Annotated in this window: 27 protein-coding genes; 10 read left to right on the top strand and 17 right to left on the bottom strand. The window is 71.7% G+C overall.

The features are described from left to right. Nucleotides 1-6 precede the first annotated feature (6 nt). Entirely contained in the window at nucleotides 7-1,509 is a 1,503-nt protein-coding gene (locus ACR9Y5_RS06970; RefSeq protein WP_481297283.1) for an SDR family NAD(P)-dependent oxidoreductase, read from the bottom strand. A gap of 29 nt (nucleotides 1,510-1,538) precedes the next feature. Here ACR9Y5_RS06970 and ACR9Y5_RS06965 point away from each other — a divergent pair, with 29 nt between their 5' ends. After that, nucleotides 1,539-1,961, top strand: a complete 423-nt coding sequence (locus tag ACR9Y5_RS06965) for a DUF1622 domain-containing protein (protein WP_481297282.1) — start codon at nucleotides 1,539-1,541, stop codon at nucleotides 1,959-1,961. Here ACR9Y5_RS06965 and ACR9Y5_RS06960 read toward each other — a convergent pair. Next, nucleotides 1,958-2,356, bottom strand: coding sequence for a DUF5997 family protein (locus ACR9Y5_RS06960; protein WP_481297281.1), 399 nt, complete (start codon nucleotides 2,354-2,356; stop codon nucleotides 1,958-1,960). The two genes, ACR9Y5_RS06965 and ACR9Y5_RS06960, sit on opposite strands and share 4 nt — an antisense overlap. 33 nt (nucleotides 2,357-2,389) lie before the next feature. On the opposite strand from ACR9Y5_RS06960, the gene ACR9Y5_RS06955 reads away from it, so the two are divergent. From ACR9Y5_RS06955 to ACR9Y5_RS06945, 3 genes are all read left to right on the top strand, one after another. Beyond that, on the top strand, nucleotides 2,390-3,022 hold the full coding sequence (locus tag ACR9Y5_RS06955; RefSeq protein ID WP_481297280.1) for a LysR family transcriptional regulator substrate-binding protein: 633 nt from the start codon (nucleotides 2,390-2,392) through the stop codon (nucleotides 3,020-3,022). Between the two features lie 96 nt (nucleotides 3,023-3,118). Further along, the gene (locus ACR9Y5_RS06950) at nucleotides 3,119-3,358 is read left to right on the top strand and encodes a hypothetical protein (protein WP_481297279.1); all 240 of its coding nucleotides are present in this window, start codon (nucleotides 3,119-3,121) and stop codon (nucleotides 3,356-3,358) included. Nucleotides 3,359-3,388: 30 nt separating this feature from the next. Next, nucleotides 3,389-4,711 carry an alpha-hydroxy-acid oxidizing protein gene (locus ACR9Y5_RS06945; protein WP_481297278.1) on the top strand — a complete coding sequence of 441 codons (1,323 nt, stop codon included), beginning with the start codon at nucleotides 3,389-3,391 and terminating at the stop codon, nucleotides 4,709-4,711. 4 nt (nucleotides 4,712-4,715) lie between these two features. Here ACR9Y5_RS06945 and ACR9Y5_RS06940 read toward each other — a convergent pair whose 3' ends face one another. The 4 genes from ACR9Y5_RS06940 to ACR9Y5_RS06925 form a co-directional block, all read right to left on the bottom strand. Then, nucleotides 4,716-5,123, bottom strand: coding sequence for a hypothetical protein (locus tag ACR9Y5_RS06940; RefSeq protein WP_481297277.1), 408 nt, complete (start codon nucleotides 5,121-5,123; stop codon nucleotides 4,716-4,718). Nucleotides 5,124-5,161: 38 nt separating this feature from the next. Then, nucleotides 5,162-6,085 carry an NADP-dependent oxidoreductase gene (locus tag ACR9Y5_RS06935; RefSeq protein ID WP_481297276.1) on the bottom strand — a complete coding sequence of 308 codons (924 nt, stop codon included), beginning with the start codon at nucleotides 6,083-6,085 and terminating at the stop codon, nucleotides 5,162-5,164. A gap of 134 nt (nucleotides 6,086-6,219) precedes the next feature. Further along, nucleotides 6,220-7,248: a 6-phosphofructokinase gene (locus tag ACR9Y5_RS06930; RefSeq protein WP_481297275.1), complete on the bottom strand. Its 1,029-nt coding sequence runs from the start codon at nucleotides 7,246-7,248 to the stop codon at nucleotides 6,220-6,222. A 96-nt stretch (nucleotides 7,249-7,344) separates the two neighbouring features. Further along, complete coding sequence (locus tag ACR9Y5_RS06925; protein ID WP_481297274.1) at nucleotides 7,345-7,959, bottom strand: CYTH domain-containing protein; 615 nt, start codon at nucleotides 7,957-7,959, stop codon at nucleotides 7,345-7,347. Between the two features lie 75 nt (nucleotides 7,960-8,034). On the opposite strand from ACR9Y5_RS06925, the gene ACR9Y5_RS06920 reads away from it, so the two are divergent. Continuing rightward, nucleotides 8,035-8,457, top strand: a complete 423-nt coding sequence (locus ACR9Y5_RS06920) for a DUF3224 domain-containing protein (protein WP_481297273.1) — start codon at nucleotides 8,035-8,037, stop codon at nucleotides 8,455-8,457. 28 nt (nucleotides 8,458-8,485) lie between these two features. Beyond that, nucleotides 8,486-8,671 (top strand): hypothetical protein, encoded by a 186-nt coding sequence (locus ACR9Y5_RS06915; RefSeq protein ID WP_481297272.1) that lies wholly within the window; start codon nucleotides 8,486-8,488, stop codon nucleotides 8,669-8,671. 48 nt (nucleotides 8,672-8,719) lie between these two features. On the opposite strand, the gene ACR9Y5_RS06910 is transcribed toward ACR9Y5_RS06915, so the two are convergent. From ACR9Y5_RS06910 to ACR9Y5_RS06900, 3 genes are all read right to left on the bottom strand, one after another. Then, the gene (locus tag ACR9Y5_RS06910) at nucleotides 8,720-10,879 is read right to left on the bottom strand and encodes a DEAD/DEAH box helicase (RefSeq protein ID WP_481297271.1); all 2,160 of its coding nucleotides are present in this window, start codon (nucleotides 10,877-10,879) and stop codon (nucleotides 8,720-8,722) included. Between the two features lie 169 nt (nucleotides 10,880-11,048). Then, the gene (locus ACR9Y5_RS06905) at nucleotides 11,049-11,396 is read right to left on the bottom strand and encodes a DUF6804 family protein (protein ID WP_481297270.1); all 348 of its coding nucleotides are present in this window, start codon (nucleotides 11,394-11,396) and stop codon (nucleotides 11,049-11,051) included. Nucleotides 11,397-11,506: 110 nt separating this feature from the next. Continuing rightward, nucleotides 11,507-11,935: an RbsD/FucU domain-containing protein gene (locus ACR9Y5_RS06900; RefSeq protein WP_481297269.1), complete on the bottom strand. Its 429-nt coding sequence runs from the start codon at nucleotides 11,933-11,935 to the stop codon at nucleotides 11,507-11,509. Nucleotides 11,936-12,130: 195 nt separating this feature from the next. Here ACR9Y5_RS06900 and ACR9Y5_RS06895 point away from each other — a divergent pair, with 195 nt between their 5' ends. The 3 genes from ACR9Y5_RS06895 (at nucleotide 12,131) to ACR9Y5_RS06885 (ending at nucleotide 14,320) form a co-directional block, all read left to right on the top strand. Next, nucleotides 12,131-12,409 (top strand): metal-sensitive transcriptional regulator, encoded by a 279-nt coding sequence (locus ACR9Y5_RS06895; RefSeq protein ID WP_310134853.1) that lies wholly within the window; start codon nucleotides 12,131-12,133, stop codon nucleotides 12,407-12,409. Nucleotides 12,410-12,417: 8 nt separating this feature from the next. Continuing rightward, nucleotides 12,418-12,951: an O-acetyl-ADP-ribose deacetylase gene (locus ACR9Y5_RS06890; protein ID WP_481297268.1), complete on the top strand. Its 534-nt coding sequence runs from the start codon at nucleotides 12,418-12,420 to the stop codon at nucleotides 12,949-12,951. 94 nt (nucleotides 12,952-13,045) lie between these two features. Further along, nucleotides 13,046-14,320 carry a M20/M25/M40 family metallo-hydrolase gene (locus ACR9Y5_RS06885; protein WP_481299529.1) on the top strand — a complete coding sequence of 425 codons (1,275 nt, stop codon included), beginning with the start codon at nucleotides 13,046-13,048 and terminating at the stop codon, nucleotides 14,318-14,320. 141 nt (nucleotides 14,321-14,461) lie between these two features. Here ACR9Y5_RS06885 and ACR9Y5_RS06880 read toward each other — a convergent pair whose 3' ends face one another. The 5 genes from ACR9Y5_RS06880 to ACR9Y5_RS06860 form a co-directional block, all read right to left on the bottom strand. Next, entirely contained in the window at nucleotides 14,462-15,055 is a 594-nt protein-coding gene (locus ACR9Y5_RS06880; RefSeq protein ID WP_481297267.1) for an SGNH/GDSL hydrolase family protein, read from the bottom strand. Between the two features lie 412 nt (nucleotides 15,056-15,467). After that, complete coding sequence (locus ACR9Y5_RS06875; protein ID WP_481297266.1) at nucleotides 15,468-16,328, bottom strand: aldehyde dehydrogenase family protein; 861 nt, start codon at nucleotides 16,326-16,328, stop codon at nucleotides 15,468-15,470. Beyond that, nucleotides 16,325-17,836, bottom strand: coding sequence for an aldehyde dehydrogenase family protein (locus ACR9Y5_RS06870; protein WP_481297265.1), 1,512 nt, complete (start codon nucleotides 17,834-17,836; stop codon nucleotides 16,325-16,327). Before ACR9Y5_RS06870 ends, ACR9Y5_RS06875 begins: the two co-directional genes overlap by 4 nt. A 37-nt stretch (nucleotides 17,837-17,873) precedes the next feature. Continuing rightward, a complete protein-coding gene (gene deoC / locus ACR9Y5_RS06865; RefSeq protein WP_481297264.1) occupies nucleotides 17,874-18,923 on the bottom strand; it encodes a deoxyribose-phosphate aldolase in 1,050 nt (349 codons plus the stop codon). 13 nt (nucleotides 18,924-18,936) lie between these two features. Further along, entirely contained in the window at nucleotides 18,937-19,941 is a 1,005-nt protein-coding gene (locus ACR9Y5_RS06860) for a sugar-binding transcriptional regulator (RefSeq protein WP_481297263.1), read from the bottom strand. Nucleotides 19,942-20,031: 90 nt separating this feature from the next. On the opposite strand from ACR9Y5_RS06860, the gene ACR9Y5_RS06855 reads away from it, so the two are divergent. Beyond that, nucleotides 20,032-21,012 (top strand): ROK family protein, encoded by a 981-nt coding sequence (locus ACR9Y5_RS06855; protein ID WP_481297262.1) that lies wholly within the window; start codon nucleotides 20,032-20,034, stop codon nucleotides 21,010-21,012. Between the two features lie 91 nt (nucleotides 21,013-21,103). On the opposite strand, the gene ACR9Y5_RS06850 is transcribed toward ACR9Y5_RS06855, so the two are convergent. Genes ACR9Y5_RS06850 through ACR9Y5_RS06840 form a run of 3 tightly spaced genes read right to left on the bottom strand, consistent with a single transcriptional unit; the run spans nucleotide 21,104 to nucleotide 23,927 of the window. Continuing rightward, a complete protein-coding gene (locus tag ACR9Y5_RS06850; RefSeq protein WP_481297261.1) occupies nucleotides 21,104-22,324 on the bottom strand; it encodes an MFS transporter in 1,221 nt (406 codons plus the stop codon). Further along, the gene (locus ACR9Y5_RS06845; protein ID WP_481297260.1) at nucleotides 22,324-23,355 is read right to left on the bottom strand and encodes a bifunctional riboflavin kinase/FAD synthetase; all 1,032 of its coding nucleotides are present in this window, start codon (nucleotides 23,353-23,355) and stop codon (nucleotides 22,324-22,326) included. The genes ACR9Y5_RS06850 and ACR9Y5_RS06845 overlap by 1 nt, the downstream gene beginning before the upstream one ends. Continuing rightward, nucleotides 23,352-23,927, bottom strand: coding sequence for a hypothetical protein (locus tag ACR9Y5_RS06840; RefSeq protein ID WP_481297259.1), 576 nt, complete (start codon nucleotides 23,925-23,927; stop codon nucleotides 23,352-23,354). The genes ACR9Y5_RS06845 and ACR9Y5_RS06840 overlap by 4 nt, the downstream gene beginning before the upstream one ends. Nucleotides 23,928-23,936: the final 9 nt, after the last annotated feature.

The raw sequence follows: 23,936 nt of genomic DNA, 5'->3' as shown, positions 1-23,936 counted from the left end.
TAGCGCTCACCACGCCGAGGCACGGTAGTCCTTCAGGAACACCCCGTGAACGTCCTCGCCCGCCTCGCCGCGGACGATCGGGTCGTAGACCCGCGCGGCTCCGTCGACCAGGTCGAGCGGTGCGTGGAAGCCCTCCTCGGCGAGCCGCACTTTGGTGTGGTGCGGGCGCTCGTCGGTGATCCACCCGGTGTCGACACTCGTCATCAGGATGCCGTCGCTCTCGAACAGCTCCCCCGCGCTGGTCCGCGTGAGCATGTTCAGCGCCGCCTTCGACATGTTGGTGTGCGGGTGACCGGGCCCCTTGTAGCGACGGCCGAACACGCCCTCCATCGCGGACACATTGACGATATAGGAGCGCCCGGCCGCCGCGAGCGATGGCCGCAGCCGGTCGATCAGGATGAACGGCGCCGTCTGGTTGCACAGCTGCACTTCGAGCAGCTCCAGCGCGTCGATCGCGCCGATGGTCTGCGTCCAGCTGTTGACGTGCGCGACGTCGGGGACGAGCCCGCCCGCGTCGATCGCGCTGCCGTCGGCGTGCCGGGCGAGCGACGACGAGCCGGCGCTCATCGCGGCGGTGGCCAGGTCGTCGGCGGTCAGGGCGGCGGGGCCGGCGAGCTCGGCGATGGTGCCGCGCACATCCGCCGCCGAGAGCAGTGGATGCGCCGCGACCGACCGCTCCAGGGCGAGTGGATGCGGGTCCGCGGTGTGGCCGAACGTCTCGAGCTCCGGCAGCGGTCCGTCCGGCAGCGGCTGGGTCTCCGCGTCCGCGAGGAGGGAGTAGGCGCCGGGCGAGCGGCGCACCGTCTGCGCCGCGTTGTTGATGAGGATGTCGAGGGAGCCGCGCTCCGCGACCGAGTCGGCGAGCGCGATCACCTGCGACGGGTCGCGCAGGTCGATGCCGACGATGCGGAGCCGGTCGATCCACTGCCCCGCGTCGGGCAGCTGCGAGAACCGCCGCACGGCGTCGCGCGGGAACCGGGTCGTGATGGTCAGGTGGGCGCCGTCGCGCAGCAGGCGCAGGGCGATGTGCATCCCGATCTTGGCGCGTCCGCCGGTCAACAGAGCGCGCTTGCCGGTGAGGTCGGTGCGCGCGTTGCGCTTGAGGTGGCTGAAGGCCGCGCAGGACGGGCACAGCTGGTGGTAGAACCAGTCGACCTCGGTGTACTGCTGCTTGCAGATGTAGCAGGCGCGGGCCGTGATCAGGGTGCCGGCGGTGCGGGATCCGGTCGAACTGGAGGTCAGCTCGCGGCCACGGGTCTCGTCGTCGATGCGGTCGGGAGCGCCCGTGGCAGTGGCCGCGATCACGGCCCGGTCGGCTTCGGCGACCTGTTGCCGGAGCTCGCGCTTCCGTGCCTGCTTCGACGCCTTGAACATGTGCGCGGTCGCCCGACGCACGCTCACATAGTCGGGATGCTCCTGGTCGAGCTCGTGCAGCTGCTGCAGGACGCGGAGGGTGACGGCGAGATCGTCGGGATCGAGACCGGGGACGGCCGGGGTTTCGGGAGGCACCGGTGAATTCTACGTGCCACGATGAGCGCATGGATGCGCACCCCTTCTTCGAGGCGACCGGCACGGTGTTCGAGTTCGTCGGGGTGGCCGCGATGGCGGTCGGTCTGATCGTGGCCGTCGCACTCGCGCTCGTGGCCTGGGTGCGTCAGCGGAGCGGGGCGGCGGCGTTCCGGACGCTGCGCGAGAGCTTCGGCGGCGTCATCCTGCTGGGCCTGGAGATCCTCGTCGCCGCGGACCTCGTGAAGACCGTCACGTCGACGCCGTCGCTGACCGACGCGTTCGTGCTCGGCATCATCGTGCTGATCCGCACCATCCTGAGCTTCTCGCTGCAGGTCGAGATCGACGGCGTCGCGCCGTGGCGGCGGGCGCTGGTCACCGGACCGGAGACGATCGCCCGAGCCGCGCGGAACGCGACCCGGTCGCCGGACGGGACGGAGACGACCGGTCTCTAAGCCCGGTCGCCGTCGGCGGCCCGGCGGGCGGCGCGCTCGGCGTCGCGCTGCTTGACCCGCGCGTTCTCGGCACGGACCGCCGCCTGCGTCGCCCGCTCGTCGACGAGCCACTGCGGCGGGTCCTCCAGCAGCGCCTTGATCTCGGCGGTGGTCAGCGCCTCGGTGACGCCGCCGCGGGCGAGGCCGGAGTTGGAGACGCCGAGCTTCCGCGCGACCACGTCGCGCGGGTGCGGACCGTCCGCACGGAGGGCGCGCAGCCACTCCGGCGGGTTCGCGATCAGCTCGTCCAGTTCGGTGCGGCTGATCTCGCGGTCGCGGAAGTCGTCGGGCGCCGCCGGCAGGTAGATGCCGAGCTTCTTGGCCGCTGTGGCCGCTTTCATGGTCTGCGCCTTCATGTCCCCCAGGCTACCGTTCGCTACCCTCGACTCGTGTCCTCCCGTTTCGCCATCGCCTTCCCGCTGGGTGTCGCCCCGGGCAAGTGGACGCGCACCTTCGAGCAGCGCTTCCCCCAGGTGGAGCTGGTGGCCCGGCCGAGCGCCGACCCGCTGGCGGCCCTCGCGGCCGGGGAGGCCGACATGGTCTTCGCGCGCGATGCGGAGCCGGACGACGAGCGGCACCTGATCCCGCTGTACGCGGAGGACGTGGTGGTGGTCGTGCACCACGAGCACCTGCTCACGCTCGAGGAGGGGGACGTGCACCTGGCCGACCTCGCCGACGAGCCGCGCGTCGAGGGCGAGCCGTCGGAGGCGCTCATGCGCAGCGTCGCCGCCGGCGGCGGCGTCGCCCTCCTGCCCGCCTCGGTGGCGAAGGCGCTGCGGCGGCGCGACGTGGTCGCGCTCCGCGTCGCGGACGCCGCGCAGAGCCGCATCGGCCTGACCTGGCCGCGCGAGCGGCAGCATCCCCTGGTCGACGAGTTCATCGGCATCGTGCGCGGGCGCACCGCCCACAGCTCGCGCAATCCCGAGGTGGCGGCGCGCGAGGCGGCCGGCGGCACCCGGAAGACCCCCGCACGGGCGCGCACGGCGACGCCCGCGGCGCGCAAGCGCCCGCGCCGCCGCTAGCGGGCGGCGGTCCCGGAAGCTCGCGGCACGGGATCGAGTCGTTGTGCGGAGCCGAGTGCCTATCAGTGTCGTGGACTGCGTGCCTATCGTTCAGCCATGGCCGGCACGCGCACGTTCGAAGCGGTGATCCAGCGGTACCGTCGAGCGGATGTCGTGCTCGCGCTCCCCATGGACTCCTGCTCGCCGCCCGCCGCGCTGCGGAACCCGGCGTGGTCGAACGGGCGCCGCATCTGGGAGCTCTTCCTGCTCGTCGACGGGGACGCCTGGCCGGAACGCGCCGTCTACCGTTACATCGACGAGATCGACGAGACCGACGAGGACGCGGACTGCGCGTGAACGGGCCGTCCCGGGGAGCATGATGGGGGCATGACCGCAAGCGCCGGACGCGACGCCCAGTCCGAGATCTACCGCGCCGGTGTCGCGGGGCGACGCCCCCGCATCCCGGTCGGCTTCCCGCAGCTGGAGCGGGCGGCGCAGCGCCGGATGAGCCGTGCGGCGTTCGCCTACGTCGCCGGGTCCGCCGGGCTGGAGCGCACGGCGGACGCCGACCTGGACGCGTTCCGGCAGCGCCGCATCGTGCCCCGGGTGCTGCGGGACGTGTCGTCGCGGGACCTCTCGGTGGAGCTGTTCGGGGTGCGCCGTCCCAGTCCCCTGCTGCTCGCTCCGATCGGCGTGCTGGAGCTCGCCCGGCGCGGCGGGGATGCCGCCGCGGCCCGCGCCGCAGCACGCCTCGGCGTAACGGCCGTGCTGTCCACGCAGGCGTCGCAGCCGATGGAGGAGGTGGCGGCGGCGATGGATGCGGCGGCTCCCGGGGCGTCGCGCTGGTTCCAGCTGTACTGGAGCTCGTCGCGCGAGCTCGTCGCCAGCCTGGTGGAGCGGGCGGAGCGCGCCGGCTGCGAGGCGATCGTCGTGACCCTGGACACGCACGTGCTCGGCTGGAGGCCACGGGATCTGGTGCGCGGCTACCTGCCGTTCAGCCGCGGGCTCGGTATCGCGCAATACACGAGCGATCCGGTGTTCCGGGAGCTGGTCCGGGAGCGGGCAGGGCGGACGCGCACGACCGAGCGCGACGGCGAGGCCCGGCGGGCCACCGCGCCCACCCTCGCTGCGGTCGCGTCCTTCGCGAGCATCCTGCGCCACCACCCGGGACCGCTGCGCGAGAAGCTGCGCTCGGGCGAGCCGCTCGCCGCGGTCGAGACGTTCCTCGACGTGTTCGCCGACCCGTCCCTGACCTGGGACGACCTCGCCTTCCTGCGCGGGCGCACACGCCTGCCGATCGTGCTGAAGGGCGTGCTCCATCCCGACGACGCCCGACGGGCCGTGGATGCCGGGGTGGACGCCGTGCAGGTCTCCACGCACGGCGGTCGCCAGATCGACGGAGAGGTCGGGGCGCTGGATGCGCTCCCCGGCGTGGTCGACGCCGTCGCCGGGCGCGTCCCTGTGCTCTTCGACAGCGGCATCCGCGGCGGGCCGGATGCACTGGTCGCCCTCGCCCTCGGTGCGGCGGCCGTGGCGATCGGACGGCCGTACGTCTACGCGCTCGCGCTCGCGGGCGAGGAGGGTGTGCGCGAACTGCTGCGCAACACGATCGCCGAGCTCGACATCACCCTCGGGCTCGCGGGCGTCCGCCGCGTCGCCGACCTCGACCCGTCGGTGCTCGCACCGTCCGTTCTCGCTCGCGGCCGCTGAGCCGCTACGAGACCGACGCCCCGATCAGCGAGAGCAGCGCCTGCGCGTAGGCCGTCGCCGCGTCGTCGTGCTCGAACATCCGCTCCTGCTCGCCGAAGAACACGGTCACCCGGTAGCCGTCCGGGGTCCGGGCGAGGTGCCGGAAGCTGCCGCCGAGCAGCTCGCGCAGCTGGTCCTCCCGCGGGATCCACAGCGCGTCCTCGACGGCGAGGGAGTCGAGCGCCCACTCCGTGGTGCCGTTGAAGCCGAGGATCGTGCCGGTGTCGAAGTGGTGCGGCTCGATGGTCATCTCGCTGACCGTGAACCGCTCCCCGTCCATCCCCGGGCGGTCGATGGCGAAGGTGTCCCCCGACGCCGGCTGCCAGCGCAGCCCCGCGGTCCTCAGCTGGCGGGCGATGTCCTCGTCGATCATGGATGCTCCTCTCGTCGGCCGGGTGCGCCAGCCGGGCTTCAGTCGGTGACGACGACGACCTTGCCGCGCACGTGGCCGCCCTCCAGTCGCCCGAACGCCTCGGCCGTCCGCTCGATCGGGTAGATGGAGTCGATGGGCAGCACCAGCTCGTTCTCCGCCAGCAGGTCGGCGAGTTCGGCCAGCTCGTCGTTGCCTGCGGAATGCCCTCCGACGTTCTGCGCGCCGTGGGCGGCCGGCCCGAAGACGGCGATCGAGTTCACCCGCTCCATCGGCACGCCCAGCTCCAGCGCGGCCTCGATGGTGTCCGGTCCGTGATTGTCGAGCACGGCCGTGACCCGGTCGTCGTCGAGCACGTCGCGCACGCGGTCCGCGAGGCCTTCGCCGTACGCGACCGGGATGACGCCGAGGGACTCCAGGTACTCGTGGTTCTCCTCGCTCGCCGTGCCGATGACGGTCGCGCCCGCCCGCACGGCGAGCTGCGCGGCCAGCACGCCGACCCCGCCCGCCGCGGCGCTGACGAGCACCGTGTCACGCTCGTGCAGGTCGAGGGATCGGACGCTCGCCATGGCCGTCCGGCCCACGACGCCGAGCGACCCGGCGACCTCGAAGGTCAGCGCGTCCGGCTTCACGATCACCTGGCCGTCCTCGGGGACCACGACGAAGTCGGCGATCGCGGCGAACGGAGCGGTGCCCAGCACCGCCTGGCCGAGCTCGAACCGCGTCACGCCCTCGCCGAGCTCCTCGACGAAGCCGGAGAAGTCCGAGCCGATCCCGCTCGGCAGCGTGACGCCGCTCCGGGCGGCCGCCCGCTCGTCCCGATACGCCTTGTAGTCCATCGGGTTCAGCCCGGCCGCCATCACGCGGACCAGGATCTGCCCCGGGCCCGGCCAGGGCTTCTCCCGCTCGACGACCTGCAGGTAGTCGCGGGAGCCGAACTCCTCGAACTGGACGAAACGCGGCACGGACGGGCTCCTTCCCTCTATCAGGAGGGAGCCTAGACCCGCCGGCCACCGAAAGGCACGGAGTGCGCCGGACGCTCAGCCGACCGGAAGCAGCGGCGGAGCGGAACCGGAGCGGCAGCCGGCCGGAGCAGCGCTCAGCCGAAGAGCAGCGCCGCCTCCTCGTAGCGAGCGTCCGGAACCGTCTTGAGCCCGCCGGTCGCGTCGGCGATCGATACGTTGACGACGTCGGTGCCGCGCAGCGACACCATCGAGCCCCAGCGACCCTCGTAGACCGCATCCACGGCCGCCATGCCGAGACGCGTGGCGAGCACACGATCGTAGGCGCTGGGCACACCGCCGCGCTGCATGTGACCGAGGACGGTCGCGCGCGACTCGATGCCGGTGCGCTCCTCGATCATCGGGGCGAGCATCTCGCCGATGCCGCCGAGGCGGGGACGGTTGAACGCGTCGAGTCCCTTGTGGGAGTGCGCCTCCTCCATCGTGTCGAGGTGGAAGCCCTCCGACACCACGATGACCGGAGCACGGCCGCGGTCGCGGACCGACTCCACCCACTCGCAGATCTGCTCGATCGACTGCGGCTGCTCCGGGATGAGGATGGCGTGCGCGCCTCCCGCCATGCCCGAGTGCAGGGCGATCCAGCCGACGTGGCGGCCCATGACCTCGACGACCATGCAGCGCTGGTGCGACTCGGCGGTCGTGCGCAGGCGGTCGATCGCCTCGGTCGCGATCTCCACGGCGGTGTCGAAGCCGAACGAGTAGTCGGTGGCGGCCAGGTCGTTGTCGATGGTCTTCGGGACGCCGACGATCTTGAGGCCGGCGTCGGTGAGACGGCGTGCAGCGGTCAGGGTGCCCTCGCCGCCGATGGCGATGATCGCGTCGATGCCGTTCTCGTCCATCATCCGCTGGATGTTCTCCGGGCCGCCCTTGTCTCCCTCGAACGGGTTGGTGCGGCTGGAGCCGAGGATCGTGCCGCCCTGGCGGGACAGCCCGCGGACGCTGTGGCGGTCGAGCGGCATGATGTCGCCGTCGACCACGCCGCGCCAGCCGTAACGGAAACCGGCGAACTCGGAGCGGTACACGCGGTCGCCCTTCAGGACCGCGCCGCGGATGACCGCGTTCAGCCCCGGGCAGTCGCCGCCGCTGGTGAGGATGCCGATCTTCATGCTGCTCCGTTTCTCGTGCGTGCTTGAATCATGCCCGCCCCGACCGGGCTGCACAAAATCGCACTGGACGAGGAGCCGCGTGCAGTGGTAGGCGGATCAGAGCCCGAGCGCCCGCTGCAGCTTCGACGTGCTGGCGGACGGACGCGCCCCGGCGGCGAGCAGGCGCTCTTCGATCTCTTCGAGCAAGGCTGTGCGGCGTTCCCGCGTGTCCGGCGCCCCGGCGAGCAGCTCCACCTCCCACTCGCGCCACTCCTGCGTGCCTCCCGAGCGCAGGTTCTCGCTGCGCACGTGGTCGTCGGTCAGCTCGGCGAGTTCGAAACCGGCCGCATCCTGAAGCAGGACGCTGTCGCGCTGGTTGGTCACCCGGGCGATCGGCTGGAGCGGCTGGTCGCCGATGAACTCGCGCAGCTGCTCGCGCAGTTCGGCGGGCGGCTCGTCGCCGTCGGTCAGCGGCCAGTGCAGTTCGGTGCGGCCCTCGTCCGCCGGCAGCTTGACGTGCCACCCGGCGTCGTGGCCGCCGCGGCGCACCCGCACGGCCGTGCGGTGCTGGGCCAGGGTCAGATCGGCCGTGTCGAAGTAGGTGGCGACCAGCTCATGCCGCTCGGGCTCGCCCTGGACGGCGACCGCGCCGACGCCGACGAGCTGGGGGTGCTGCGCCTCAGCGTCCACATCGTACTTGCGCTCGATCTCGACCTGGGAGTGATGGGGCATATCCCCTGTCTAGCCCAGATTTCCTCTGTCGCGAAATTACAAGATGGCCGCCTGCGCCCGGTCTACGGTGAACGCATGACAGCAGAGACCATCATCGCCCGCTTCGACGTGACCGGATGGGAGCCCGCAGACCTCCCGGGGCTGGGACTCGGCGGCGACCCGGCCGACTGGCTCGGAGCCGTCGTCATGCGCAAGACCTACACCGAGGGTCTCGTCGGCGAGTCGGTGGCGCACTTCGTCTCCTCGGGCACCGAGGAGGGCGGCCGCGGGTACCTCGCCGCCGAGCGGATCAGCGGACGCCTCGACGACGGGAGGACCGGCTCGGTGACGGTCCACCACGGCGCGCTGCAGCATCCCTCGGACGCGTCGGCGTTCGGTTACATCGTGCCGGGGACGGGCACGGAGGACTTCGCGGGGTTCGGCGGGCGCGCCCGCATCGAGCACGACGAGCGCGGTCCGTTCTTCGTCTTCGAGGTCGACGGAGACCGGCCTTCCTGAGCGGCCCCACCGGCGGTACCCTCGGGGCATGAGCGACCCGAGAGACGACGAGGACCTCGACGACTTCCGCGAGGCGCAGGAGACCGACTACGAGCCGGAGCCGGTGGTGCACGACCCCGAAGACCTGCCCGTCGTCGACGACGAGGACGACGAGCTGCTCCCGGACGACGACCGCCCGGTGCCGCTCGACCCGGACGATGCCGAGATCGCCTGAGCCGCGACCACGACGGGCGACCCGACGAGCGACCACGACGGGCGACCGCTAGTCCAGCGCGTCCTCCAGCAGCGTGATCAGCGCGTCCAGCTGCACCGAGTCGGCCGAGCCGAGCTCGACGTCGCTGCCGTCGAGGGCGCGCGCCGCGAGCCCCTGCTTGGCGTCGATCAGCTCGGCGATCTTGGCGTCGATCGTCTGCGCCGCGATGATCCGCCAGGCGGTGACCGGCTCCTCCTGACCGATGCGGTGCACGCGGTCGATCGCCTGCGTCTGCTCGGCCGCCGTCCACGACAGCTCCGCGAGGACGACGTTGGATGCGGCCTGCAGGTTGAGGCCGACGCCCGCCGCGGTCAGCGAGCACACCGCGACCGCCACGTCGGGATCGTTGTTGAAGGCGTCGATCTCCTTCTGTCGGGCGAGAGCGGACTGGTCGCCGCGGATCGAGATCGTCTTCAGGTCGCGGGCGGCGAAGGCCTCCTCCGCCGCATCCATCACGTCGATGTGCTTCGCGAAGAACACGACCTTGCCGACCGAGCGCGCCAGCTGCGCGGTGTAGTCGGAGGCGAGCCCCGCCTTCGCCTGGCCGATCTTGCGGACCATGGTGAAGACGTTGTCGCCGGTCTTGGCCGACTTCGCCTCCTCGAGCTCCGACTGGGCGACCAGGCGGATGAGGTGGCGGCGGTGAGCCTCGTCGTCCCCGTCGAAGGAGTCCGGACGACCGGCCGCGGCGGCGCGGTGGTACCGGGCGACGAGGCGGGCGGCCAGCTCCTTCTCGGCCTGACGGACGGAGCGGCCCAGCTCGTCGTCGAGCTCGACCGGCAAGTCGACGACGCGACGGCTCGGCAGATCGGCGGCGACGTCGATCTTGCGGCGACGCACGATGCCCATGTCGATGACCGCCTCACGGGCGGCCGCGTAGAAGCCGAAGTCGGCCGGGGTGAGCCCCGTCTCCTCCAGGTGCTCCATCAGCTGCGCGGTCGGCTTGTTTCCGTCGATCCAGCCGAGGAACTGCCAGATCGCCTTGAAGTCGTCGATGTCGTTGATCAGCGGCGTACCGGTGAGCGCGACCATCAGGGGATCGGGCGTGGCCTGCCGGATGGCGTCCGCCAGTCCGAGCACGAGCCGCGACCGCTGCGAGTGCAGGTTCTTGATGAAATGCGCCTCGTCGACGACCATGCCCTTGAAGCCGAGTGTGCTCAGCCACGAGAGGTGGCGGTCCAGCACCTCGTAGTTGACGATCACGACGTCGGCGAAGGCGTCGAGGCCCTCCCCGTCGCCGTGGATGACGGTGGCGCGACGCATCGGCGTCCACCGCTCGACCTCCCGCGCCCAGTTCATCTTGACGACGTTGGGAACCACGGCGAGGAGCGGATACGCGCCGGCGACGGAGGCGGCGAGCACCGACTGAGCGGTCTTGCCGAGACCCGGCTCGTCGGCCAGCAGGAAGCTGCGGTGCCCCAGCCGGACGCTCTCGATGAAGCGCGACTGGTGGTGCATCAGCTCCAGGTCGTGCGGCGAGTAGCGGTCGATCAGCGGTGCGGGAGGGAGTTCCATGCTGGCCGCCTGGCCGCCCGCGCCGTACTCGAACGACTTGAACAACGGACCGAGCAGCTCCCACGAGTCGAGGCGGCGGCGCGGCGTGGGCGCCGCGGGCGTCAACCGGGAGAGGTCGGGGGCGAGGAACGGGTTGGACAGCTGCCGCGCCTTCACCGACGGGGGCACGACCTGCTTCTCGGCGAGCTCCGGCGGGATGACGCTGTCCTGCTTGGCGACGGGACGCTCGATCGTGATGATCAGGTCGTCCGGCGACAGCTCCGTGCCCGACTCGAGCAGCCAGTCCCGGCGCATCTTCTGGGCGGTGGCGCTCGACGGCGACTCGCTCTCGAGCAGCGAGATGAGCGACGTGTCGCGAGCGGCCGTCTTGGCCAGGATGGTCGCGATGCCGTCGAGGCGCTTCAGCTGCTCGGCTCGGGCGGCGTCGCTCAGGTCGGGGTCGGACTTCGCCCGGGCGCGCTCCTCGCGCATGAGGAAGGCGATGACCTGGAACTTGGTGCGGTTCGTCGGGCCGAGCTTCTTGCCGTCGGCGGCCTTCGCCTCCACCTCGCGCACCTTGCGCGCGAGCACGGGGATCAGCCCGTCGTTGTTGGCGTGCCGGTTCTTCCGCTGCTGCGGCCTGGTCGGGCTGGTGCGCTGACCGGAACGAGACATGGTCCTCCAGAGGAGGCGTCGCGCGCTGCCGGAGGACGCGACGCCGTGTGGTCATGAGGCCGGCGGAGGCGGGAGGACCGGTACCGAGTGGACCGGGCTCACGCGGGTGACGCCGGGAGCGCGGCACGAGATGGCCGCGCAGCACCCATTCTACCGGCTGCGAAGCCGTTCAGCGACGAGTGTCGGCGGGGATCTTGATGGTGACCGCCGCGGCGACGAACACCACGACGCCGGCGAGCGAGAGCCCCTGCACCGCTGCGTCGCTCAGCGGCAGCGGCCAGACCGGGTTCCAGACGACCGCCACGGGGATGAGTCCGGCCAGCCACCACCACTGCTTCGCCTGTCCGGCGAACACGCAGAGGATGAGCGCGAGGATGCTGACCGCGTACCGCACGTAGAGGTACCACTCGCCGCCGACCAGTGCGAGACCGGCCAGCAGCACGATCGCCCCGAGGAGGCCGGGCGCAAGAGCGGCACGGTTGAAGGCGGGCTGCTGCGGGGTGTGTGGTCTCGACACGAAGGACCACTCTACGTGGTGCGCCCGCCCGGTGACGGAGACCTCACTCTCCGGCCGGACGGGCGACGTTGTGGTGCAGGGTGCTGTGTGAGTGGTGGGGAGGCTGCGGGTTACAGCACTCCCCGGCGGAGCAGGAACGCGCACGGCGGCGCGTCGGAGCCGACACGGACGGTGACGGCGGAATCGCGGGCGAGCTCGAGGAAAGGCTCGAGCTCGAGTCGGGTCATGGGGACTCGACGGAGTTCGGCGTCGGACGCGATCCCGTTCACCGCGAACGCGACGTCGGGTACGTCGTAGGGTTCGTCGGCGAGGTCGAGGAACACGATGGGCGACGCGTCGTCCTGATCGAGCGGGAACACGGAGAGGATCGCCTCGGCGGCGGCCTCTGTCGTGACGTCGTCACCCAGGTGGATGACGGGTGCGGTGATCTGATCTTCCGGGTAGCCGCTGCCCACGAGGGTCAGCGTCTCGCCATCTCTCATGGCGTCGAGCGCGCTCAGGAGCGCGCCGGACAGCAGCGGGCTGAGGTTCTTCAGCAAAGTCGGGCCTTTCCTGTTAAACGAATATTTCTCAACCCCTCCCTGGAGGATAGACCCAGCGGTATGTCCACCCCCACCCCCCCATTAGGGGGGAGGACTGTCGGCGTACGCCTCCGACCCGCTCCCATTGTGCGCAAACGCCGGCGCGGCACCTACCCCCTCGGGGTATCCGCCCGGCGGGCCTATCCTGGGGAGGTGATCGCAGACATCAAGAAGCGCGCGCTGCATCGGACGCGCATCCTGGAGGGCCAGCTCCGGGGGCTCGAGAAGATGATCGAGAACGAGGACTACTGCGTCGACATCCTCACCCAGTCCCTCGCCATCCAGAAGTCGCTCGGCTCGCTCAACAAGCTGCTCGTCGAGAACCATCTGAAGACCCACGTCTCCGAGATGTTCGAGGAGGGCGGCAGCGCACGCGACGACGCGATCGCCGAGCTGCTCAAGGTGTACGAGCTCTCCAACAACCGGGGCTGAGGACGATCGTGACCGGAGAAGAACTGATCACCATCGTCCGCGGCGACATCACCGACGAGCAGGTCGATGCGATCGTGAACGCGGCCAACTCCTCCCTGCTCGGCGGCGGAGGGGTCGACGGCGCCATCCACCGTCGTGGCGGGCCGGCCATCCTCGAAGCGGCACGCGAGCTGCGGGCGACCACGCTGCCGGACGGGCTCCCCACCGGCCAGGCCGTCGCCACGACCGCCGGCGACCTGCCCGCGACCTGGGTCATCCACACGGTCGGTCCGGTGTGGTCGGCGACCGAGGACCGCACGCCGCTCCTGCAGAACGCCTACCGCTCGTCGGTGCGCGTGGCGCGCGAGCTGGGTGCTCGTACGATGGCGTTCCCCGCGATCTCGGCCGGCGTGTACGGCTGGCCCCTCGACGACGCCGCCCGGATCGCCGTCAGCACCGTGCGCGCCGTGCTTTCGTCAGGTGTCGGGTCGGTCGAGCACGTGCGCTTCGTGCTGTTCAACGACGACGCGCTGGCCGCCTTCCGCGCGGCGGCCGGCGAGTGACGGCCGCCGAGTGACGGCCGGCGAGCGGGCCGGGGCGACCGACCGGCCCGAGGAGGCGCTGGAGCGGTTCCGGACGCTGGTGCGCATCCCCACGATGTCCAGGAACGCCGTCGAGGAGACCGACTGGGATGCGTTCGAGCACTTCATCGGCACCCTCCCCCGGCTCTACCCCGCGCTCCACGCGACCCTCGAGCGGGAGCGTCACGGGCACTCGCTGCTCTACCGCTGGCGCGGCCGCGGCGACGGGGCCCCGACCGTCCTGATGGCCCACTACGACGTGGTGCCCGCGACCGACGAGGGATGGACGCATCCACCGTTCGAAGCGGAGGTCACCGGTGACGGCGAGGAGCGCCTGCTGTGGGGCCGCGGGACGATCGACGACAAGGGGGCGCTGGCCGCCGTCCTCGAGGCGGTCGACGGGCTGGTCGCGGAGGGCTTCCAGCCGGAGAGCGATGTCTACCTGAGCCTCGGGCACGACGAGGAGACCGTCGGGTCCGGCGCCCGGGCGATCGCCGACGTGCTGCGGGGCCGCGGCATCCGCCCGGCGCTCGTGCTGGACGAGGGCGGAGCGGTGGTCGAGCGCATCTTCCCCGGCGTCAGCGCACCCATCGCAGTCGTCGGCGTCAGCGAGAAGGGCATCACGAGCGTCCGGCTGGTCGTGGAGCAGGACGGCGGCCACGCCTCCACTCCCCCGCGGATCACCGCGACCGTGCGCCTGGCGCGGGCCATCACGCGCATCGCGGACCGCCCCTTCCCCGCGCGGCTCAGCGAGACGGACCTGCGGATGGTGGAGACGCTGGGCGCCCACGCCCGCGGGCCGCTGCGCGCGGTGTTCACGCGCGCGCGGCGGCTGCGTCCGCTGCTCGTCGCTGTCTTCGGCCGGCTCAGCGACGAGACGCGCGCCATCGTGCGCACGACGACGGCCGTGACGCAGCTGCGCGGCAGCCTCGCGGCGAACGCCCTGCCGGAGACGGCGGAGGCGATCGTGAACACGCGCATCGCGGTCGGCTCGTCGGTCGCCGAGACGCTGGAGCACCTGCGCCGGGCGATCCGCGACGACTCCGTGCGGGTCGAGGCACTCGACGCCAGCGAGCCGTCACCCGTCTCGCCCTGCGAGGGGCCGCAGTGGGAGCGGCTGGCCGCATCCATCGGGGCGGTGCACCCGCGGGCGGTCGTCACGCCCTACGTCATGCTCGGGGCGAGCGACAGCCGCCACTTCACCGGCCTCTGCGATGCGGTGTACCGGTTCACCCCGTTCGAGCTGAGCGCCGACGAGCGCGCCGCGCTGCACGCGCGCGACGAGCGCATCCACGTCGCCACCTGGCTGCGCGGAATCGACGTCTACGCGCACCTCCTCCGCCACTCCTGACCCGCCTCCCGTCTCCGGTCTCCGGTCTCCGGTCTCCCCGGGTCTCCGCCCTCCGTCGAGTACACGAAAAGTGCACGCTCCAGCGGCGCGTCGCGTGCACTTTTCGTGTACTCGACGGTGGGGGCGGAGGGGCGCAGAGGGCTAGGCGGCGCCGCCGAGGTCGGGGAGGGTGATCGCGCGGCTGTTCGGGGGGAGTTCGCGGATGCGCTCGAGGGCTGGGGCGAGCTCGGCGGCCCAGGCGCGGTAGCCCTCGGCGTTCAGGTGCAGGCGGTCCTCGGTGTAGACCGGGTTGAGTTCGCCGTCTTCCAGCGCCAGCGCCGGCCAGAGGTCGAGCCACCCCGCGTGCGCACTCGGCGCGAACTGCCACAGGTGGCGGTTGATGTCGCGGATCTGGTCGGCGAACTCGCGGCCGCGCGGCATCACCGACTGGGCCAGGATGCGCGTGTCCGGCAGCTCTTTGCGGAGCGTCACCAGCATGGTCTCGATGTTCCGCACGACGTGCTCCACCGACCGCCGCCAGGCCAGGTCGTTGGTGCCGATGAGGAGGGCGATCGTGGCGGGCCGCGCATCCATCACCTCGCCGAGGCGGGCGATGACGTCGTCGGTGGTGTCGCCGGCCATGCCGAAGTTGCGGACCGTCTCGCCGGGGAGGAGCGCATCCCAGTCGCCGTTCTGCGTGAGGCTGTCTCCGACGAGGGCCAGGTCACCGCGCTCCGGTCTCCACTCGTCCGCCATCCTCAGCCTCCCTCGTCACCCCCATCCTCCCCCACAACCGCACGGAGGGGAAGGAACGGCAGGGGCGGGCGCGGCGGCGGGAGCCGTCGGGCCTTGCGTCGGAGAACCGGTCCGAAATCTCCGTCACAGCGCTCTGCGACGGATATCGAGGCCGGATTCGCGGCGATCTCCGACGCACGGCGACGGATCTCCGACGGTGGTGTCGGCTCAGCGGACCGACCAGGCTCCGGCGGGAGTCGCGCGAGCGAACCCCGCGGTCGCCCCCTGGAGCCCGGAGCTCGCCCCGCATCCCTCCCCATCTCGCCGAGGTGCACGTTGTTGCGCAGCTGCACGGCGTGTCGGGCGCAACAAGGTGCACCTCAGCGATCGAGGGGGGCGGGGGCGGCGGGGGGGCAGGGGGCGGGGGCGAGGGCTAGAGCAGCGACTTCGTGTGCCAGACCGTCTTCGTCTCGGTGAAGAATGCGATGCGGTCGAGGGAGGGCGCCGCGGCGTCCGGTCCGTTCTCGGGCGTCAGCACCCGCTTCAGGGTCTCGGCGGCGGCGACCTGCAGGTCCACCCAGTCGAGGTCGCCAGCGCCGACCAGGTCGAGCGCGTTGACGTCGGCGTGGGAGGCGAGCCACGGCGCGATCTCGGCCGGCGAGCCGGTGAGGATGTTGACCACACCGCCCGGCACGTCGCTCGTCGCGAGCACCTCGCTGAGGCTGATCGCCGACAGCGGGAAGCGCTCGCTCGCGATCACGACGACCGTGTTGCCCGCGACCAGCGCCGGCGCCACGGCGCTGACGAACCCGACCAGGCTCGAGTCCTGCGGCGCGACGATGGCGACGACGCCGGTCGGCTCGGGCACCGAGATGTTGAAGTACGGGCCGGCGACGGGGTTGGCGTTGCCCGCGACCTGCGCGAACTTGTCCGCCCATCCCGCGTACCAGACCCAGCGGTCGATCGCCTCGTCCACCTGTGCAGTCGCGGCTGCGGCCGAGACGCCCTCCGCCTTCTGGATCTCGTCGACGAACTGCGCCCGGCGCCCCTCCAGCAGTTCCGCGATGCGGTACAGCACCTGGCCGCGGTTGTATGCGGTCGCGCCGGACCAGCCGGACACCGCCGCGCGGGCCGCGACGACCGCGTCCCGCGCATCCTTGCGGGACGCCTTGGCGGCGTTCGCGAGGAAGGCGCCCTTCGCCGACACGACCTCGTAGGTGCGGCCGGACTCGCTGCGCGGGAACTTGCCGCCGATGTAGAGCTTGTAGGTCTTGGGGACGGCCAGGCGGCTCATTTGGTGACTCCCTTGCGGGCCGGGCGGACGGAGGGGATGCGCGACGAGAGCGAGCCGGCGGCGGGGATGGACCGGCCGGGCACCAGGTAGGCGCCCAGACCGTGGCGTCCGCCCTCGCGGCCGTAACCGGACTCCTTGTAGCCGCCGAACGGGCTGGCCGGGTCGAAGCGGTTGAACGTGTTCGCCCAGACGACGCCCGCTCGGAGCTTGTCGGCGACGGCGAGGATGCGGCTGCCCTTGTCCGACCAGATGCCGGCCGACAGTCCGTACGGTGTGTTGTTCGCCTTGGCGATCGCCTCGGCGGGAGTGCGGAAGGTCAGGACCGACAGCACCGGGCCGAACACCTCCTCGCGGGCGATGCGGTGGCTCGTCGACACGTTGTCGAAGATCGTCGGAGCGAACCAGAACCCGTTCTCCGGGATGGCGCAGTCGGCGGTCCAGCGCTCGGCGCCCTCCGCCTCACCGATGTCGGAGAGCTCGCGGATGCGCTGCAGCTGCTCGGCGCTGTTGATCGCGCCGATGTCCGTGTTCTTGTCGAGCGGGTCGCCCAGGCGCAGCGTCGACAGCCGGCGCTTGAGCCGGTCGACGACCTCGTCGTGGATGCTCTCCTGCACCAGCAGACGGCTGCCCGCGCAGCAGACATGGCCCTGGTTGAAGAAGATGCCGTTGACGATGCCCTCGATCGCCTGGTCGATGGGCGCGTCGTCGAAGACGATGTTCGCCGCCTTGCCGCCGAGCTCCAGGGTCAGCTTCTTCTGCGTGCCGGCGACGCTGCGCGCGATCTCGCGGCCGACCGCGGTCGAGCCGGTGAAGGCGACCTTGTTCACGTCGGGGTGCGCGACCAGCTCGCGGCCGGTCTCACCCGCGCCGGTGACGATGTTGACGACACCGGCCGGCAGGTCGGCCTGCTGCACGATCTCGGCGAACAGCAGCGCCGTGAGCGGGGTGGTCTCGGCCGGCTTCAGCACGACGGTGTTGCCCGCGGCGAGCGCCGGCGCGATCTTCCACGCGAGCATGAGCAGCGGGAAGTTCCACGGGATGACCTGGGCGGCGACACCGAGGGCGCGCGGAGCCGGGCCGAGGCCGGCGTGCTCCAGCTTGTCGGCCCATCCCGCGTAGTAGAAGAACCAGGCGGCGACGAGCGGGACGTCCACATCCCGGCTCTCCTTGATCGGCTTGCCGTTGTCGAGGCTCTCGGCGACGGCCAGCTCGCGCGACCGCTCCTGGACGAGGCGGGCGATGCGGAACAGGTACTTGCCGCGGTCGGAGCCGCTCATCCGCGACCAGACCCGGTCGTAGGCGCGGCGGGCCGCTGCGACGGCGGTGTCGACGTCGGAGGCGTCCGCGGTCGCGATGGTCGCCAGCCGCTCCTCCGTCGCGGGGGAGATGGTCTGGAACGGCGTGCCGTGGCCCGCGACGAACTCGCCGTCGATGAACAGGCCGTACTCGTCGCGCAGGGTCAGGATCGACCGCGACTCGGGAGCCGGGGCGTATTCGAGGAAACTCATGGTGTCAGCTCTCTGTCTGTCAGGCTCTGGGGGGCGTTCAGTCGATCGTCACGTAGTCGGCGCCGGAGTAGTGGCCCGTGGCCAGCTTCTGCCGCTGCAGCAGCACGTCGTTGAGGAGGCTGGACGCACCGAACCGGAACAGGTGCGGCTGCAGCCAGCGCTCGCCGACCGTCTCCGCGACGGTGACCAGGTACTTGATGGCGTCCTTGGACGAGCGGATGCCGCCGGCGGGCTTCACGCCGATCTCCTCGCCCGTCAGCCGGTGCCAGTCGCGCACGACCTCGAGCATCAGCAGCGTCACCGGGAGGGTCGCCGCCGGCGACACCTTGCCCGTCGAGGTCTTGATGAAGTCGCCGCCGGCCAGGATGCTCAGCCAGGACGCCCTGCGCACGTTGTCGTACGTGTTCAGCTCGCCGGTCTCCAGGATCACCTTCAGGTGCGCGTACGTGCCGTCCTCGCGACGGCACGCCCCCTTGACGGCGACGATCTCATCGAACACCTGCCCGTAGCGGCCGGAGAGGAATGCGCCGCGGTCGATGACCATGTCGATCTCGTCCGCGCCGGCGGCCACGGCGTCCGCCGTGTCGGCGAGCTTGACCTTGAGGGATGCGCGGCCGCTCGGGAACGCGGTCGCGACCGCCGCGACGTTGATGCCTCCGTCGCCTCCGGCGCGACGCACGGCCCCGGCGTGGGCGGCGCCCAGCGCCTCCACCGCGTACGGGACCATGTCGCCGTACACGCAGACCGCCGCGGGCCGCGGCGTCGAGGGGTCGGACGCGTCCGGCACCAGGGCCTTCGCCACGAGCGAGCGCACCTTGCCGGGCGTGTCGGCGCCTTCCAGCGTCGTCAGGTCGATCAGCTCGATGACGGTGTCGAGCGCCCGCTTCTTGCTGGTCGTCTTGATGGAGCGGGTGCCGAGGCCGGCCGCGCGCTGCTCCAGGCCCACCGCATCCACACCCGGGATGCCGCCCAGGTAGCGGCGGAGGGATCCCTCCGTCAGGTCGCCGCCGAGCACCTCGACGGCCCGGGCCGCGGGCGCGAGGGTGCGCACAGGCGGCGTTGTCTCGATGGTCACGTGTTCCTCCATGGTGGTGCCGGGGTCAGTTCCGGGCGGCGACCGCGTCGGTCGCAGCCGCGGGCTCGGGCTGTCCCGACAGATCGGAACGGCCGAGCAGGTCGTTGGCGGTCGCCTCGTCGGTGATCAGGATGGTGCACAGCCCGCTGGCGACGACGGCGTGCGCCACGCGGTGCTTGGCCTCGCCGGCGATGACGGCGATGGAGGTGCGGGCTTCGCGCAGCTCGTCGAGGCTGAGGCCCAGCGTGCGCGAGTTGAGCTCGGGGTCGGCGACCCGGCCGTCGTCGGTGATGAAGCGGCCGACCACGTCGCCGACGGCGCCCTTCTCGGCGAGCGCTGACACATCCTCGACGGACAGGTAGCCGGAGTCGACGTGCACCGAACTGGTGTCGACGACGCCGGCGCTGAACAGGTACGCGTGGGCGCTGCGGGCGAGTTCGAGGACGCTCTGCACCGAGCGGTCGGCCTCGATCGCGCGACGGGTGGCGGCGTGCTCGAAGATCGCGGGGCTCGGCAGCAGCGTCGCGGTGCCCTGCGCCTTGCGCGCGATGACGACGGCGGTGTCGGCGGCGGCGGTCGCCTGCCGGGTGGACGATACGCTCCCGTTGATCTGGACCGGGTTGACCCCGACGGCCCAGCCCGGTCGGAGGCGCGCGGCCACGGCGTGCAGGGTGCGGCCCCAGCTGACGCCGAGGGTGCGCGGGACCGGGCGAAGGGTCGTGAGGTAGTCGGCGGCGGCCTGTGCGACGCGTCCCTGGACGTCGGCGTCGGAGTCGGCCGCGGGGACGACCACCGCGTCGGTGAGGCCGTAGAAGCCGCACAGTTCGCGCTCCAGCGAGAAACGGCGCGCGCTGGGGTGCACGATCTCGATGCGGACGAAACCGTGCTGGCGCGCTGCCACCAGCAGCCGCCCCACCTTCCAGCGGGAGACGTTGAGCGCGACGCCGATCTCGTCCTGCGTCTTGCCTGCCTCGTAGTAGAGCTCTGCGGCTTTGACGGCGAGGATCTCGTCGGAATCGTTGAGGGCCACCCGTCCAGCTTAGGAAGCGCCGCGCACACGAGCAACATGTGCGTGGTAGCTGCTCAAATGAGCACGGTGCGTTTCGTTTATCGTTGGGTCGTGCCCACAGACCCCACCGCCTCCGCCCTCGCCTACGCCCTCGCCGTCGACTTCGGCGGGACCAAGGTCGAGGCCGCCCTCGTCGACACCGACGGCCGACTCGTCGAGGGCTCCCGCCACCGCCGTCCGACCGGACGGAACGCCACCGTCCCGGAGCTCGAGGAGTCGGTCGGCGGGGTCGTACGCGCGGCTGCGGCCTCCCTGCCCGACGGGGCGCGGATCGTCGGGGTCGGCATCGGCAGCGCCGGCCCGATCGACCGCGCGCGCGGCCTCGTGTCGCCCCTCAATGTCCCGCATTGGCGCGACTACCCGATGCGCGACTACGTCGCCTCGGTCGCCGCCGAGCTCGGGCTCGACGTCCCGGTCGTGCTGGAGATGGACGGCGTCGCCATCACGATGGCGGAGCACTGGGTGGGAGCCGCGCAGGGCGTGGACAACGTCATGGGGATGGTCATCTCGACCGGCATCGGCGGCGGCCTCATCGTCGGCGGCCGCGTGATCACCGGTCCTACCGGGAACGCCGGGCATATCGGCCACGTCGAGGTCGGGGCCACCTTCGGCGGAAAAGCACTGCGGGGTGAGGACACCTTCGGCAACCCCTTCGCACTGGAGGCGATGGCCTCCGGCCCGCACACCGTCGCGTGGGCCCGGCAGCAGGGCTTCCAGGGCGCGACCGGCGAGGAGCTGGCGGCCGCATACGCCGCCGGCGACATCGTCGCCCGCGAGGCGATCGCCCGCACCGGCGAGGCGGTCGGACGCGCGATCGCCTCGGCGACCGCCCTGCTCGATCTGGAACTGGTGGCGATCGGCGGCGGCTTCTCGCACTCGACGCCCGACCTCTTCGACCACATGCGCACTGTGATCGAGCACCACTACTTCCCGTTCGTGCGCAAGGTCCGCATCGTCCCCTCCGCCCTCTCGTCCGAGGGCCCCCTCATCGGAGCCGCCGCCCTCATCCACCGCGCCCACCTCCTCCCCTGACCCCCGCCATCGAGTCCTCACTTAATCCACGTTTTCGAGCCGGAAACGTGGATTGAGTGAGGACTCGATAGAGGGCGGGGCAGGAGGGGGGTCAGTCCTCGAGGTAGTGGGGGCGCGCGGCGATGGCGCCGGCGGCGGCCGCGGCCAGAGCGGTCGCGGTCAGGATGACGAGGGCGAGCGTCCACGAGTCGGTGAGCTGGTGCAGCACGCCGACGGCCAGCGGCCCGAAGGCGCCGAGGGTGTAGCCGATCCCCTGCGTGAAGCCGCTGAGCGCGACCGAACCGGCGTGGGTGCGCGTCCGCATGTTGATGAGCACCAGGCAGAGCGGGAACAGCAGCGGGCCGAGACCGGCGAACGACACCCACAGCCACGTCGCCGTGCCGGGCACGAGGATGAGGCCGAGGTACCCGACGATGAAGAAGGCGACGCCCGCGTAGATCAGCAGCGCCACGTTCCGCATCCGCGCGGCGAGCAGCGGCACCAGCAGTCCGGCCGGTATGCCCATGCCGGCATACACCGAGAGCAGGGCTCCCGCCTCCGCCGGCGGGACGCCCGCAACGTCGTGCAGGATCTCCGGCAGCCACGCGAACATGGCGTACGCGTTGAGGCTCGACACCGCGAAGATCACCGCCATCGCCCACGCCAGCGGTGCGTGCCAGACGCGGCCCTGCATGGCCGGCTGAGCGGTCTCGAGCTCCACGTCGCGGTCCGGGTGCGCCGGCCGCCTGGTGATCAGGATGCGCAGCCAGGGCAGCACCGCCAGCAGACTGACGACGCCCCACATCCCCACCGACACGTGCCACCCCGCCGCGTCCGCGACCGGCACCGCGATCAGTGGAGGCAGCAGCGTCGACACCGACATGACGGTCGCGTACAGCGATGTCACCAGGCCGATGCGGTCCGGGAAGTAGCGCTTCACCAGCGGCGGCAGGAGGACGTTCCCGACCCCCATTCCCGCGAAGGTCACGGCCGAGCCGATGGCCAGCACGACGAAGGAGGGCGCCGCGGCGCGCAGGAGGTGGCCCACGAGCATCACGCCCAGCGCGAGCAGCACGACGGCCTCGAGGCTGAGCCGGCGGGTGAACGACGGGGCGATCAGCCCGAACAGGGCGAAGCATACCGGCGGCAGCATCCCGAGCAGCCCGACGCCGATGCTGGAGACCGGGAAGTCGGCGCGGATCTCGGCGAAGATCGGCGACAGCGCGGCCACCGCCGTTCGCAGGTTCGCGGCGACAAGCAGGATGCCGATCAGCGCGATCGCGCGTCCGTGCCAGAGCGGCCGCGCGCCGGCGGCCGCGGAGGCGTCCGTCATCAGGAGGGCTCGCCCGCGGCCGTGACCTCGCCGGTCGCGGCCGCGGAGCGGTCGACGCCGCCCGTCGCGCCGACGGCGGTCCCCGTCCCCGTCCCGGTCCCCGTCCCGAGGATGCGGCGCGCCTGCTCCACATCGTCGGCGATCTGCGCGATGAGCGGTTCGACGCCGGTGTAGGCGACCATCCCGCGGATGCGCTTCACGAACGACACCTCGACGGTGTGGTCGTACAGGTCGAGCTCGCGGTCGAGCACGTAGGCCTCGACCTGCTTCTGCGGCACACCTTCGAACGTCGGGTTGTTTCCGACGGAGATCGCGGCGGGATAGCGCCGGCCCGCGTCCGTCAGCCAGCCGGCGTAGACACCGTCGGCCGGGATGAGGCCCTCCGACTCCGGGGACAGATTCGCCGTCGGGAAGCCGAGCTCGCGTCCACGCGCCGCCCCGTGCACCACGAGCCCGCGCACCGTCGGCGCCGACCCCAGCAGCTGGGTCGCGTGGCCGACGTCGCCGGCCGCGAGGAGTTCGCGGATCCACGTCGACGACACACGGCGGCCGTGCTCGGGTCGCACGTCGTCGATGAGCTCGACCGCGAAGCCGTACGTCTCGCCCAGGCGGCGCAGCAGGTCCACGTCGCCCGCCCCGCGGGCGCCGAAGCGGAAGTCGCTGCCGACGAGCACCGCGGCCGCGTGCAGCCGGTCGACGAGGATGTGGTGCACGAACGCGTCCGGCTCCAGTGCCGCGAGCGCGCGGTCGAACGTCACCATGAGCGTCGCGTCGACGCCCGTAGCGGCGAGCAGGTCCAGCTTCTGGGCGTTGCTCACGAGCGACGCCGGGCACTTCTCGGGCGCGAGCACCTCGAGCGGGTTGCGGTCGAAGGTGATGACGGTCGACACCAGCCCGCGCTCGGCCGCGACGGTCCGGAGCCGGTCGATCACCGCGCGGTGCCCGGTGTGGACGCCGTCGAACTTGCCGATCGTGACCGCACTCGGCCCCCAGCCGTCCGGGATCTCGGCGACCTCGTGGAAGACCCTCACGACGCCGCTCCCGAAGAGGTCGCGTCCGGCGAGGTCGCATCCGGTGAAGTCGCGGCCGGCGCCGTCGCGTCCGGTGAAGTCGCGGCCGGCGCCGTCACAGCCTGATCCACCGCCGGACGGTGCGCGCGCAGCCACAGAAGGCCGAGCACCGGCAGCACCAGAGGAATGAAGAGGTACCCCATCCCGTACACCGACCACACCGTGGCGTCGCGCCCGAACGGGTCGATGTCGTGCAGTCCGAGCGCCGCCGGAGCGAACAGGCTGAGGCTGCCGATCACCAGCACACCCGCGAGCTCGAAGCTGATCGTGACCCACGCGACGCGGTACCAGACGCGGCCCGGCGCGACGAGCGCCACGGTCGCCACGATGTAGACGAGCGCCGACAGCGCCGACAGCGTGAACGCCACCGGCGCCTCGTGAAAGCGGTCGATGATCTGGAACACACTGCGTCCGGTCGCCGCCAGCGCCAGGATGCCGTACACGAAGACGAGCACCCGGCCGAGCCCCGACATGCGCCGTCTCGGGGAGGCGGGATCGGGATTCGTGCGCGCGGACATGGTGTGGTGGGACATCGTCTCGAT

It is taken from the genome of Leifsonia sp. KNZ13-11D, from assembly GCF_056754895.1.
This window is presented reverse-complemented; position numbering and strand designations above follow the sequence as displayed.